Origin of the sequence: Alicyclobacillus acidocaldarius subsp. acidocaldarius DSM 446 (assembly GCF_000024285.1) — a bacterium.
In the GTDB taxonomy this organism is placed as follows: Bacteria; Bacillota; Bacilli; order Alicyclobacillales; family Alicyclobacillaceae; genus Alicyclobacillus; species Alicyclobacillus acidocaldarius.
Window position 1 is genome coordinate 962880 of the sequence record NC_013205.1, and the last position, 12714, is coordinate 975593.

Below are 12714 nucleotides of genomic sequence, written 5' to 3' on the forward strand. Positions count from 1 at the left end.
GCGCCGGGGCATGGCGCGGCGCCGCACCCAAGCGTTTTCACGCGGAATCCATATCCCGATTGACAACCTCCATGCTACACCATAAAATGATCGCAATCAATCATATTCGAGCATAATTAAGCGCTCGCATGTGAAAGGTGCGTCCATCGACAGCCTTCAATCGGCAAAGGTGAACACAGCGGCTTGCGAGCGCCACGCGGGAGGTGATGGGCATGTTCGCGGACGAGCGCAAGGCCCGCATCGCGCAGCACGTGCTCGTACAGAAACGAGCGACGGTGAGCGAACTTGCGCAGATGTTTCAAGCTTCCGAATCCACCATCCGGCGAGATCTGCAAGAGCTCGAGGAGCAGGGCGTGTTGCACCGAACGCACGGCGGAGCGGTTGCCAAGGAAGTGGCCGCGTTTGAGCCGACGTGGAGCGAGAAGCGCATTCAGAACCAGGAGGCGAAGACGCGCATCGCGGCGCTCGCTCTCGAGCTCGTGCGACCTGGACAAGTGGTGCTGCTCGACGCGGGGACGACGACGTACGAACTTGCTCGGCAATGGCGCCATGAAGGCGTGACGGTTGTCACGAACAGCCTGGATATCGCCTCCGAATTGAGTTCACGCCGTGAGATGGATCTCGTCATGTTGGGCGGCCAGTTTCGCGCTAAGACCGGCGCTTTTGTGGGGCCGTTTGCGGAGCGCATGTTGGACGAATTGCACGTCGACATCGCATTTCTGGGCGCCAACGGCGTCGATTTCCGCGGCATCACGACGCCGAATCCCCAGGAGGCGGCCGTCAAGCGGGCGATGGTCAAGTGTGCCGACCGCGTGGTTCTCGTCGCGGATCGCACGAAGCTCCATCAGACCGCGTTTGTGCGCGTGGCGACCTGGGACGAGATCGACACGTGGGTGTCGGACGGACCCCTGCCCGACGGCGAGTGGCGCCAGTGGCAGGCGGAAACCGAGGTGGAGTTCATCTGTGACAACGAGGACGGAGGGGTGATGGGATGACAGCGCAGTCGGAGGGGCCAGGAAGCCTCCGTTTGGCGGACATCGTGACGGTGACCGTGAATCCGGCCATCGACGTGTACGTGCGGACGGAGGCGCTCCAACCCGGCGAACTGCACCGCGTGGACGAACAGATTCTTGTGCCTGGTGGCAAGGGCGTGAACGTCTCGCGCGCGCTCGAGGCGATGGGCCGAGAAAGTCGCTCGCTCGGGTTTGCGGGCGGTTCACGCGGGCGGTGGCTTGCCTCTTCGCTTCCCGGGTGGGCGCAGTGGATCCCCATCGCGGGGGAGACGCGGTTGAACCTGAAGGTGATGGAGGGAAACGGCCGACTCACTGAGCTGAACGGGCCTTCGCCTCACATTGAGCCCGAGAGCTGGGAATTGTTGAGTGACCGAGTGCTCGAGGTCTTGCGGCCGGGGACGTGGCTCGTCATCGCCGGAAATCTGCCGGAAGGATGTCCGGTGGACGGCTACCGTGCGTGGACGGAGGCGGCCGTTCAAAAAGGGGCGCGCGTCGTCCTCGATTCGAGCGGTGATGCGCTGCGCTTTGCGCTGGAAGCTCGTCCGCACGTCGTCAAGCCCAATCGCCAGGAGCTCTCGGAGTGGGCCGGGGCCCCCGTGCTGGACACGGTCGACGTGGTACGAGAGGCGCAGCGCATGGCTCAGTACGCAGCGTGCGTCGTGGTCTCGCTCGGGGCGGAGGGCGCCATCGCGGTCACGCAGGAGGGCGTTTGGCGCGTGCGTGTGCCGAGCGTGAAGGTGGTGTCGCCCGTGGGCGCCGGGGACAGTCTGGTGGCCGGAATGGTGCACGCGCTCTCAAGCGGGCTCGCTGTGCCCGATGCGCTCGCCTTCGCTTCCGCGGCGGCCACGTGCAAGGTGGCGTTACCGCCGGGCGCGTTTCCTTCGCTCGCACAAATTGCGGCCATCGAGCAGCAGATTGAAATCGAAGCGTGGAGGGATGTGTTGTGGCCAAGTTCGTAGCGGTGACCGCGTGCCCAACGGGGATTGCGCACACGTTCATGGCGCAGGAGGCGTTGTTGCAAGCCGGGAAGAAGTTGGGTCACGACGTGCGCGTCGAGACGCAGGGCGCGCTCGGCGCTGAGGACGCGTTGACCGACGCCGAGATCCGCGAGGCGGACGCCGTGATTGTGGCGGCGGATAAGCAGGTCGATCTCGACCGTTTTCGAGGAAAGCGCTTGTTGCAGACGTCTGTGAGCGCCGCCATCAAGGAGCCGGAGAAGCTGCTGGAAGATGCGCTGCGAGCACCGACATTTGAGCCGGCCGGATCGCCCGGGGCACTCGACGAGATTCAGTCCGCGAAGCAGGCGCGCAACCAAGGAACGCCCGCCGTCTACCGCCACTTGATGAACGGCGTGTCGCACATGCTGCCGCTTGTCATCGCCGGGGGCATCTTCATTGCGCTGTCCACAGCCATCGACATCAACGGCCAGTCCTCCTTGGCTCAGGCGTTTGACAACATCGGCGGCGGATCGGCCTTTAAGCTGTTCGTGCCCGTGCTGGCGGCCTTCATCGCGCAGTCGATCGCGGATCGCGCCGCGTTCGCCGCAGGGCTCATCGGCGGCTGGATTGGCACGCAGGGGACGATGTATCACGCGGGACCGAATGCGAGCGCTGGGTATCTGGGAGGCATCATCGCAGGGTTCGTGGCGGGCTATGTCACGCTTGGGCTGAAAAAGTGGATCCGCGTGCCGCGATCGCTCGAAGGCATCAAAACCGTTCTCATCCTTCCGGTTCTGTCCGTGGGCATCGTGGGGCTGCTGATGATCTACGTCTTGGGCCACCCGGTGGCCGCACTGATGGGCGCGCTTTCAAGCGGCCTCATGCACATCGGCGCGAGCGCATCGCTCGGACTCGGCGCCCTGCTCGGTCTGATGATGGCCTTCGACATGGGCGGTCCGTTCAACAAGGTGGCCTACTTCTTCGCTGTCGGCCTGCTGGCGACGAAGACGCCGGAAGCCGAGATGATCATGGCGGCTGTCATGGGGGCGGGCATGGTTCCCCCGCTGGCGATGGCCATCTCAGCTTTCGCCGCTCCGCGCAAGTACTCGCAGGAGGAGCGCGACGCTGCGAAAGCCGCTGTGATTCTGGGCGCCTGCTTCATCACCGAGGGGGCCATCCCGTTCGCGACGCGAGATCCGCTCCGCGTGATCCCGTCGATCATGGCGGGATCGGCCGTGACGGGCGCACTCAGCATGCTGTTCCATGTGACGAACCCGGCGCCGCACGGAGGCATCTTCGTGTTCCCGCTCATTGGGCACTGGTACCTGTTCGTGGTCGCCATCCTCGTCGGGGCGGGTGTGGGCGCCGCCATGGTGACGGCGCTCAAGCGGGAAATCCAGGTTCAGTCCGCTTGAGGCGCCGAACGAGGCGTCCGCGGGCCTGCGCGGACGAGCGGGGCGCGAAAGCGAGACGCACAGAAATCGCGCATCCGAACGCAGCTCACAAGTGACCTCAGCTCGCGCGAGCTGGGGTCGCTCCATCTTGTGCGATCCGTGAGAACCCTCCGAGATTTGCAAATCCGTGCGGCCGATGCCGCCTGCGTCTGCTCCTCCTGCCCGCTTCGCTGCCTATTCTTCATCTCGGGTCCTGTGCTTTTTCACAAAGGCCATCGCCGCCTGAAGTCCTACCTGTCCCACGAAGGCGGCCAGAATCAAGACCACAATCTCTGCCACGATGGAAACTGACAGCGCATATCCCGTCTTCATCAGCCACAGGCACGAGAGTCCCATCAGCTCGGGAATGGCGATGGCGGCCATGTAGACGAGACCGTTCGCGAGAAAGGAGAACGGGCCGTTGACAACATCCGAAAAGGCGAAGAACGCCAGCAGGCACGCGGCGAACACATCGAGAATGAGAAGCACGGAATCGCGCACGGCCAGCATGAGCAGGTGGAGAATCACGGCGCTCACCCCCGTGACCGGCTGATCATCCAGGCGTCAGGAGATCTGGATCTCCCGGTGTATGTTCGACGATGGCGGTTCATTTCCTTTCGCAACCTCCCATCGAATGGCGCTTTCCATGGGTGAGTTGGATCGCCACTCTGGGCGTCGAGACAAGGGCACGTGTGCTGTGGCACAATAGCCGTGAGACTGAAGGGATGGGGGACGGCCTGATGGACGTCATGACGGGAACGCTTGTCGAGTGGGCGATGGCCATTCGGCAAGGCGATGTGTCTTCGCTGGACGTCGTGGCGCGGCATCTTGAGCAGATCGCCGCGCACAACGTGAATGGGATGGGGATTCGCGCCGTGATCGAGGTGAACCCCGAGGCACTCCTGGAGGCCGAAGCGCGAGATCGGGAACGCCGCAATGGGTTTCTGCGAGGTCCGCTGCATGGCGTGCCCATCCTCGTGAAGGATAACCTCGATACGGCCGACGCCATGCAGACGACGGCTGGATCCGTTGCGCTCGAGGGGCACCGCGCCCGGGAAGACGCCGAGGTGGTGCGTCGGCTTCGCGCGGCGGGCGCCGTGATCGTCGGCAAGGCGAATCTCACCGAATGGGCGAACTTCCTAAGCGATCACATGCCGAACGGGTATTCCTCGCGCGGTGGGCAGACGCTCAATCCGTACGGGCCTGGCAGGTTTGACGTCGGCGGATCGAGCTCAGGTTCGGGCGCGGGGGTCGCAGCGGGCTTTGCCCCTGCGGCCATCGGCACGGAGACGAGCGGCTCCATCCTGAGCCCGTCGAGCGCCAACAGCCTTGTGGGGTTGAAGCCGACGCTCGGCATGGTCAGCCGGCGGGGCATCATCCCCATCGCGATGAGCCAGGACACGGCAGGACCGATGACGCGCACCGTCGCCGACGCGGCGCTTTTGATGTCTGTCATCGCCGGCCCGGATCCGCGGGACGTGGCGACGCAGGGCGTGCGCTGGCCTTCGCGCGAGGCGTGGCTGGACCTCGGCCGCGGCGCGCTTAAGGGCGCGCGCATTGGTGTGCCGCAGGCGTATCTGGAGGAAGTTCCAGAGGACGAGCGCCGTGTATTCAATGAGGCTCTCTCCGAGCTGCGCGAGCTTGGGGCAGACGTGATCGAGTGCGATCTGCCCAAACGTGATTTCGACTTCGACGTGCTGGTCGCGGAATTTCCGGCCGCGCTGGACCGGTATCTGGCTACCGTGGAGCCGTGGCTGCCCGTTCATTCGCTCGCGGACGTCATGGTGTTCAACGCCCGAAATGCCGATAGGGCCCTCCGCTACGGCCAGGCGATTTTCGAGCGAGCGCAGGCGCAGAGCCACCTGCACCTGGCGGACGGCTCGTACGTCCGCGCGAGGCTTCGCGATCTGCGCGAGTCGCGGGAGGAGGGCATCGATCGCGCGCTCGCGGAGCATCGGTTGGACGCGATTGCGTTTGTGAACTATTATGGCTGCGCCATCGCGGCGAAGGCCGGGTACCCGTCCATCACGGTGCCCGCCGGGTACACGCCGGAGGGCAAGCCGGTCGGACTGACGCTCACCGGAACGGCGTACAGCGACGTCCGGCTCTGCCAGCTCGCGCACGACTACGAGCAGGCGACGAAGCATCGGCGCCCGCCTGCGATGTGAGGAGGAAACACCATGGCGTTTGCGATTTGGGGAGGCGTGTTCGCGTTTCTCGCCGTCGCGCTCGGCGCGTTTGGCGCGCACGTGTTGGGGGACAAGCTCTCGGCCGAGATGATGTCCGTCTATCACACGGGCGATCAGTACCAGATGTATCACGCGTTGGCGCTCATCGCGGTCGGCATCCTGCTTCGGCTTCATCCCGATTCTCGCCTACTCTCCGCGGCCGGGTGGCTGTTTGTGGTCGGCATTGTGCTCTTTTCGGGTAGCCTGTACGCGCTCAGCATCTCTGGGGTCAAGGTGCTCGGCGCCATCACGCCGATCGGCGGCTTGTGCTTTTTAGCGGGGTGGATCTGTTTCATCCTCGCCTTGGCGCGCTGATCGCCAGAGATAAGCGCCCACGCCCGTGAGGCACACGGCGCCGCCCACCGCTTCAAGCGGCGTGATGGGCTGATGCAGAAGCACGGTTGCGAGGAGCGATCCGACCACGGGTTCGCCCACGACGGTCATCGCGATGGCGGTCGGCGGCACGCGGTGCAGGAGCGCGTTGAAGATGCCATGGCCGAGGATAGTCGAAACCACGGCAAGGGCCAGGAACAAAAGCCAGTTGCGCGCGCTGTAGCCCCAAAACGGCGCGCCGAGGCATCCGTTGGCGGCCGCGAGCACTGCGCCGCCGACGACGAAGACGCACGCGTTGTACGTCCACGCGGGGACCTCGGCCCGCGCGCGGGCGCCTACGAGGACGTAGCCCGAGACGGCGAGGGTCCCGAGTAGCGACATCAGGTCGCCTAAGGCGCCTGTGCGCGAGAGCCCTGCGCTCGCCGCGGCGGCAAGGGCGGCGCCAGCGATGGCCACCGCCATGCTGGCGAGATCGACCCACGCCGCGGGTGAGCGCCTCCACAGCCGCTCGCCGATCCACACGAACACCGGCTCGAGCGCCAGGATGATGAGCGACGAGGCGACGCTCGTCAGCTTCAGCGACTCAATCCAAAACAGAAAGTGAAGGCCGAGCAACACGCCGCTCGCCGCGAGCCATCCGGACATGCGCCGGAGGGACTGTACCTGCGGCCGCTCGCGCCACACCGCGGGCAGGAGCAGGGCGGCCGCCATCCACAACCGGTACATGCCGATCACGCCCGCCGGCGCCGTCGACCACGCGATGAACATGGCGGAGAACGAGATGGCGACGAGGCCGAGGGCGAGAAGAAAGACCGTGCTCGCCCTCACGGCGCCGAGGCTTGGCGGTGCCGATCGAGAAACGCGACGGTCCGCCGGTAGGCCTCGATCTCGTTCTCCAGTTTCATAAATCCGTGGCCCTCATCCTCAAACACGATATACTCCACGTCCCGCCCTTTTTCGCGCAGGGCCTGCACAATCTGATCCGATTCCGCCTTGACGACGCGCGGGTCGTTCGCGCCCTGGATGACGAGCATGGGCTTCGTCATGCCGTCCAGATACGTGATGGGCGAGTCCTTGATCAGCCGCTCGCGATCGGCCGGATCGTTCGGATCTCCCAGCCACTGCTTCATGATGGGTTTCCAGAAGTCGGGCACCGATTGCGCAAAGGTGATCAGATTGCTCGGGCCGAAGATGTCGACGCAGGCGCGGAAGTAGTCCGCGTGTCGACCATGCAAGAGGAGCGTCATATAGCCGCCGTAGCTGCCTCCGACCAAGAAAAGCTTGTCGCGGTCCGCGAGTCCCTGCGCGAGGAGCCACTCGATGCTTGCGATCATGTCCTTGCGCGGCCCTTCGCCCCAGTCGCGCTCCACCATCTTCATGAACCGGCTGCCGTACCCCGTGCTGCCGCGGAAATTCGGCGCGAACACCTGGTAACCGTGAAGGAGCCAGTACTGAAACAGCTTGCGGAAGCCTTTGCGCTCGGCCGCCTGCGGCCCGCCGTGCGGCCAGATGATGGTGTAGCCGTTCGCGACCTCGGACTTCGGACGAAAGAGAAGTGCCTCGAGTGTGAGACCGTCGAACGACGGAAAGTGGACCACGTCGGCCTGCACCAAGTCGTCCGGGGAGAAGCCCATGGGTCGCACCCTCGTGAGCGGACGCCAAGTGCCGTCCAGGTCGAGCATCCACACATTCCCTGGCTCGTTGTCGCTTGCACCGAGCAGATACAGGCGGCCGCTGTCCCCCACTTTGACTTGACCCATCACCTCGCAAGGCGCGCTCAGCTTCTCTGCAGAACCGGTGCGCAGGTCCACTCGGTACAGCTCGTCGATCACGCCGCGCATCACGGCGACGTACGCGGTCTGGCTCTCCTTGTGCACGGCCACGTGCGTGACGCTTCCCTTTTCCGGCGCCCAGATGCGCTGGAACGAACCGGTTTGCGGATCAAACGAGGCGAGATACAGTTCGTCCGCTTGATAGTCCGTGGCGAAGACCACGAGATGGCCCGCAAATTCGACGGAATCGACGATGTGCGGAGTTCCGGGGTCCGGCGTGAGGCTCACGCGTTCGCCGGCGCGGTGGAGGTGCGCGATTTGGTACGTGTTCGCAAAGGCCGTCGCGGTCACCCAAGAAGACTCGTCGTCGCTCACGGCCACCAAGACGGTGGGACCGTCCTCACCTTCGTAGAGGGTTCGCTCTTCACCGGATTCGAGGTCGAACACGTAGCCACACAAATACGTGGGATTGTCCTTGTCCGACGAGTAGTAGATGCGGTTTCCGTCCTTGGAGGTCGTGCAGAACATGAAGCGGCGCCCCTCGTGGGTGCGAAGCGGATGTTTTTCGCCGCCGCGGGGCGGGATGAGGTAGAGTTGGGCGTTCTCATCCCCGTCGTGATCGAACGCGACGAGCACGTAGCGGCCCTGGGGATCGAAGTGCATCGCGTGCGGCACTTGACCCTCGTTCGTCAGCCGGTAGGGGAAGGGGCAGTCGAGATCCATGCCCCAGGCGTCGTAGCGGCCGGAGAAATTGGTGGCCACGGCAATCCGGGTCTCGTCCTTCGAGACCGCCAGTCCGAAGATGGTGGGGGTGTGGAAGAGTTGCTCGGGATTCGGGCGCGGGAGTTGTAACACGAGTTTCACGCTCCTTCGTGGGGTGAACTTGAGGGTGGTTCGGCCATCTGAGATGGATATTTGGCACCGGTTGTGAAAATTCCTGCCCGGCCGCGGGGACGATTCCAAAAGGACGGAGGACGCCCCCTGGGAACAGCATCGACGTGGGTGACCGAGTTGCGTTTTCACCTCCGCGTTCGCCATCCTGTGCTATAGTCGAGTGAGAAGAAGAGGGACGGGCGGTGAAGGCACGTTGGCAGGTCGATTGGAACTTGAGGGAGCGCATGAGGTGAATCCAAATCCAGAGGTCGATCTCTACCTCGAACAGGGGTGCATGCGCTGCCGCTTCGGCGGCACGCCGGACTGCAAGGTCCACCGATGGGAGGACACGTTGAAAGCCCTGCGCGCCATTCTGCTGAGTTCCGGGCTGACGGAGGAAGTGAAATGGCGGCAGCCTTGTTACACGCATCAAGGGCGGAATCTCGTCATCATGAGCGCTTTCAAGGAGTACTGCGCGCTCAACTTTCTCAAGGGCGGCCTGATCGAAGATCGGCACGGTTTCCTAGAGAAACCTGGAGAACATACGCAAACCGGGCGCCAGATGCGGTTTCGAAGCGCGGATGAGGTGAAAGCCAGCGAGGCGGCCATTCGCGACTACATCCAGCAGGCCGTCGAGATCGAACGCGTGGGCAAAGCGGCGCCACCCCGCGAGGCGCCGGAGCTGCCGATGCCGGACGAGTTGCTGCGCAAGTTCGATGAGATGCCGGAATTGCGGCGGGCGTTCGAGTCGCTGACGCCTGGCAGGCGGCGGGCGTACCTCCTGCACTTTTCGGCGCCCAAGCAGTCGAAGACGCGAGCGGCGCGGGTCGAGAAGTGCATTCCCATGATCCTAGAGGGCAAGGGCCTCTATGACCGCTGAACGGCCCTGGACTTGGAAATTGATGTCAGAACGCGAACGATGGGCGCTTCGAGGCGGCCTTCATGAAACGGAGGTGGCGACGTGCACAGAGCCTCGGGGTGGCGCAAGGCGCTGAGAGAGCTCACGTCACCTTTTGGGTGGCAGGACGTTCTCCCGGAGTACGTCTTTGATCGCGGTGTGGAATACGCGGAAACCGGGCGCGTGGTCTCCTGGTCGCTGCAAGACGGCGTCATTCACGCCGTCGTGCACGGCGCGGCAGATTATCGCGTCTTTTTGCATGTCGAAGATGTCGAGAAGAGCCGTTGTTCGTGCCCGTACGGCGGGCCGTGCAAACACATGGTCGCGGTCGCGCTGCGCGTCGCGCGCGAGACGCGGCTCGACGGGATCCGAGGAGGCCAACCGCTCGATCTCGACGCGTGCCTCGGCTCCATCGGAGACGGTGAATTGCCGGGCTATGTCGCCGACGTCATGGCGTCGCGCCCCGATGTCTCGCTGCTCGTTCGCGCCTCGCGCTTCGTGCATACGGCGCCCACCCGTTGGGCGGACGAAGCGTCGCTCTCCCGTCTTCACCAGGAGGCGCGAGCGCTGCTTCTCGCCGCCGACCGAATCGCGCAAGGCGATGCCGCCATCCCCTTCGACAGCGACGCGCCGCCTCCCGTCACCGTCACGTACACCGGCGCGGGCTGGGAGAGCGCACGCAGGCTGATTCAAACCTTCGCGGACGCTCTCGCGGGCGCAACGCCCGCGGCGCTCGCGCCCTATGCGGTCTACGATTTCCGCCGGCTCGTGGCGCGCTTCGGCGACGATGTGCCGGACGATGACGAGCTTCACCACAGGGCGCTCCTCCGCTCGCTCGGCGCCCCACTCGCGACGGCGGTCAAGCGGCTTTCCGGCCTCGGCGAGGCGGCGATAGACGCGTGGCGCGCGTGGTCCCTCGCCAAGCTCTCCGAAGCGACCTGTGCCGAAGATGTACTCGTCGCGCTCGCCGCGCTGCAGGGCGGGTGGTTGGACACGCGCCATCTGCGCGCGGCCTGCGAACGGGTGACCGCGCTCGACGATTTCCCCCGTCCGCCCGGCCTTCGAGGCTGCGTTCCGCACGTGCCCTGGATTCCGCTGCCGCTGGCCACGCTCATCGAGGAGAACTGGCGCGAGATGATCGCGTTTGCGCTCCAGATGGGCGATCTCGCCGCGGCGGACGAGATCGCGCGCATGCGGCCAGTGTTGGACCGCGAGGCGGACATGCGTCTGGCGCAGGCCGCCATGGACGCTGAGGACTGGGGGATTGCGGAATCGAGCCTAAAGCGGATCGCAGGGACGCGGCCGTCGGCCGACGTGTGGGCGATGCTCGCGGACGTGATGGATTGCCAGGGCAAGTCGGATGGCGCCACGTCGTGCCTGCGCGAAGCGTTCCTGTGCGATCCGACGGGCGACAGGCGCGATCGCTGGCTCGCGCGCGTGCCGGACGAGATTCGCCATGATGCGGTCATCCAGTGCGCGAACCTGCTGCTGAACCAGCGACACCTCGCCGCTGCATGCGGCTTGCTGCTTCATCAGGGACGCTTGGCGGACGCTTGGCGCGCGCTGGAGGTGGGGATTCAGGGCGCGGAGATGTGGTCGCCGGGGCCAGGTTTGGAGCGCGTGATGACTGAGTTCGCCGCGCAAGACGCCGGGAGGCTGGTTCGGCTCGTGGCGCGGGTCGCCCTCGAAGCCATCGACCTTCGAGGCCGGGACGCGTATCGGCGGGCGTGCCGGTGGCTTGTGGTGCTGCGCGCAGGTCTGATGGACGCTGGGCGCGGGGCGGCCTGGGACGAGGTGCGGGCGGCGGTCGAAGCCGAAAGCCGGCGCCTCCCCGCGCTTCGCGACGAATTGCGCGCATCGGGACTCCTGGCGTAAGGGTGCGCCGGGCGCGTGAAGCGAGGCGAAGGCACGCGCGTGTCCTTGACGCTCGGCCTGCGCGTCTGTACATTTTGTCTATCGCTTGTGATTTGAGCGCAGGAAGGGAGCCGACCACGTTGAAGATCGAATCGAAGCTGGCCCAGATTGGGAATCGCCAGGATCCCGGGACCGGAGCCGTGTCTGCTCCAATTTACCACTCGACGACATACGCTCATCCGGCGCTCGGCCAGAGCACTGGATTCGATTACACGCGGACGCTCAATCCGACCCGCAAGATTCTCGAGGACGCCATCGCGGATCTCGAAGGCGGCGTTCGCGGATTCGCGTTTTCCTCCGGCATGGCCGCGGTCCACGCCGTCTTTTCCCTGTTTTCCCCGGGCGATCACGTCATCGTCTCGAGCGATCTGTACGGCGGCACGTATCGGGTGCTCGAGCACATCTTTCGCCCGCTTGGCATCGAGGCCACCTATGTGCACACGGGCCACCTCGAGGAGGTGGAGGCCGCCGCGCGGGACACCACGCGCGCGTTGTTCATCGAAACGCCCACCAATCCGACCATGCAAATCACCGACATCGCGGCGGCAAGCCTCTTCGCAAGGAGGCGCGGCTGGCTCACCATCGTGGACAACACGTTCATGACGCCGTACTTCCAGCGGCCCATTGAGTTGGGCGCGGACATCGTGGTTCACTCGGCCACGAAGTTTCTGGGCGGACACAACGACGTGCTCGCCGGCCTCGTGGTGGCGAAATCGGACGAGATCGCCGAGCGGCTGTACTTCGTCCAGAACTCCATCGGGGCCGTGCTCGGACCGCAGGACGCGTGGCTCCTCATGCGGGGCATGAAGACGCTCGCCATACGCATGGAGCGGTGCGCGATGAACGCGAGCGCCATCGCAGCGTGGCTCGACGCGCGCGACGACATCGTGAAGGTTTACTATCCCGGCCTCGATACGCATCCGGGGAAGTCCATCTGCTCGAAGCAGGCGTCTGGCTTCGGGGGCATGGTGTCGTTCGAGGTGCTGGACGCGCGGATGGTGCCGTTCATCCTCGAGCATTTGAAGCTCGTCACGTTCGCGGAGAGTCTCGGCGGCGTCGAGACGCTCATCACCTATCCCTCCCGGCAGACCCACGCCGACATTCCGGAGGAGATCCGAGAGAAGGTGGGCGTCACGGACAGGCTGCTGCGGCTGTCGGTGGGCATCGAGCATATTGGGGATCTCATCGACGATCTGAGCCAAGCGCTCGATCACGCCGCGGAGCAGGTGCTCTCCCGCAGGCGGTGAGACGCACGGGGCCGATCTCGCGAGTGGCGGATCGGCCCGAGGCGTTTTGGGGCGAACGTGCGGAT

Annotated in this window: 11 protein-coding genes; 8 read left to right on the top strand and 3 right to left on the bottom strand. The window is 65.0% G+C overall.

Annotated elements, in window-relative coordinates; all coding sequences use genetic code 11:
- The first annotated feature begins 212 nt into the window (after nt 1-212).
- The 3 genes from AACI_RS04445 to AACI_RS04455 are packed head-to-tail and all read left to right on the top strand — an operon-like array spanning nt 213 to nt 3366.
- Nucleotides 213-995, top strand: a complete 783-nt coding sequence (locus AACI_RS04445; RefSeq protein WP_012810284.1) for a DeoR/GlpR family DNA-binding transcription regulator — start codon at nt 213-215, stop codon at nt 993-995.
- The gene (locus AACI_RS04450) at nt 992-1972 is read left to right on the top strand and encodes a 1-phosphofructokinase family hexose kinase (RefSeq protein WP_081442613.1); all 981 of its coding nucleotides are present in this window, start codon (nt 992-994) and stop codon (nt 1970-1972) included. The genes AACI_RS04445 and AACI_RS04450 overlap by 4 nt, the downstream gene beginning before the upstream one ends.
- Entirely contained in the window at nt 1957-3366 is a 1410-nt protein-coding gene (locus AACI_RS04455) for a PTS fructose transporter subunit IIC (RefSeq protein WP_012810286.1), read from the top strand. Before AACI_RS04450 ends, AACI_RS04455 begins: the two co-directional genes overlap by 16 nt.
- A gap of 213 nt (nt 3367-3579) precedes the next feature.
- On the opposite strand, the gene AACI_RS04460 is transcribed toward AACI_RS04455, so the two are convergent.
- Nucleotides 3580-3912, bottom strand: a complete 333-nt coding sequence (locus AACI_RS04460; RefSeq protein WP_012810287.1) for a hypothetical protein — start codon at nt 3910-3912, stop codon at nt 3580-3582.
- A 212-nt stretch (nt 3913-4124) separates the two neighbouring features.
- On the opposite strand from AACI_RS04460, the gene AACI_RS04465 reads away from it, so the two are divergent.
- Together AACI_RS04465 and AACI_RS04470 are read left to right on the top strand one after the other, a co-directional pair.
- Nucleotides 4125-5552 (top strand): amidase family protein, encoded by a 1428-nt coding sequence (locus tag AACI_RS04465; protein ID WP_012810288.1) that lies wholly within the window; start codon nt 4125-4127, stop codon nt 5550-5552.
- Nucleotides 5553-5564: 12 nt separating this feature from the next.
- Nucleotides 5565-5927, top strand: coding sequence for a DUF423 domain-containing protein (locus AACI_RS04470; protein ID WP_008336676.1), 363 nt, complete (start codon nt 5565-5567; stop codon nt 5925-5927).
- Here the strand turns inward: AACI_RS04470 and AACI_RS04475 are convergent.
- A complete protein-coding gene (locus AACI_RS04475) occupies nt 5886-6773 on the bottom strand; it encodes a DMT family transporter (RefSeq protein ID WP_012810289.1) in 888 nt (295 codons plus the stop codon). The genes AACI_RS04470 and AACI_RS04475 overlap by 42 nt on opposite strands.
- Nucleotides 6770-8572, bottom strand: coding sequence for an alpha/beta hydrolase family protein (locus AACI_RS04480; RefSeq protein WP_012810290.1), 1803 nt, complete (start codon nt 8570-8572; stop codon nt 6770-6772). The genes AACI_RS04475 and AACI_RS04480 overlap by 4 nt, the downstream gene beginning before the upstream one ends.
- 268 nt (nt 8573-8840) lie before the next feature.
- On the opposite strand from AACI_RS04480, the gene AACI_RS04485 reads away from it, so the two are divergent.
- From AACI_RS04485 to AACI_RS04495, 3 genes are all read left to right on the top strand, one after another.
- Entirely contained in the window at nt 8841-9470 is a 630-nt protein-coding gene (locus AACI_RS04485) for a YdeI/OmpD-associated family protein (RefSeq protein WP_012810291.1), read from the top strand.
- Between the two features lie 81 nt (nt 9471-9551).
- On the top strand, nt 9552-11363 hold the full coding sequence (locus tag AACI_RS04490; RefSeq protein WP_012810292.1) for an SWIM zinc finger family protein: 1812 nt from the start codon (nt 9552-9554) through the stop codon (nt 11361-11363).
- A gap of 119 nt (nt 11364-11482) precedes the next feature.
- On the top strand, nt 11483-12649 hold the full coding sequence (locus tag AACI_RS04495; protein ID WP_012810293.1) for a trans-sulfuration enzyme family protein: 1167 nt from the start codon (nt 11483-11485) through the stop codon (nt 12647-12649).
- Nucleotides 12650-12714: the final 65 nt, after the last annotated feature.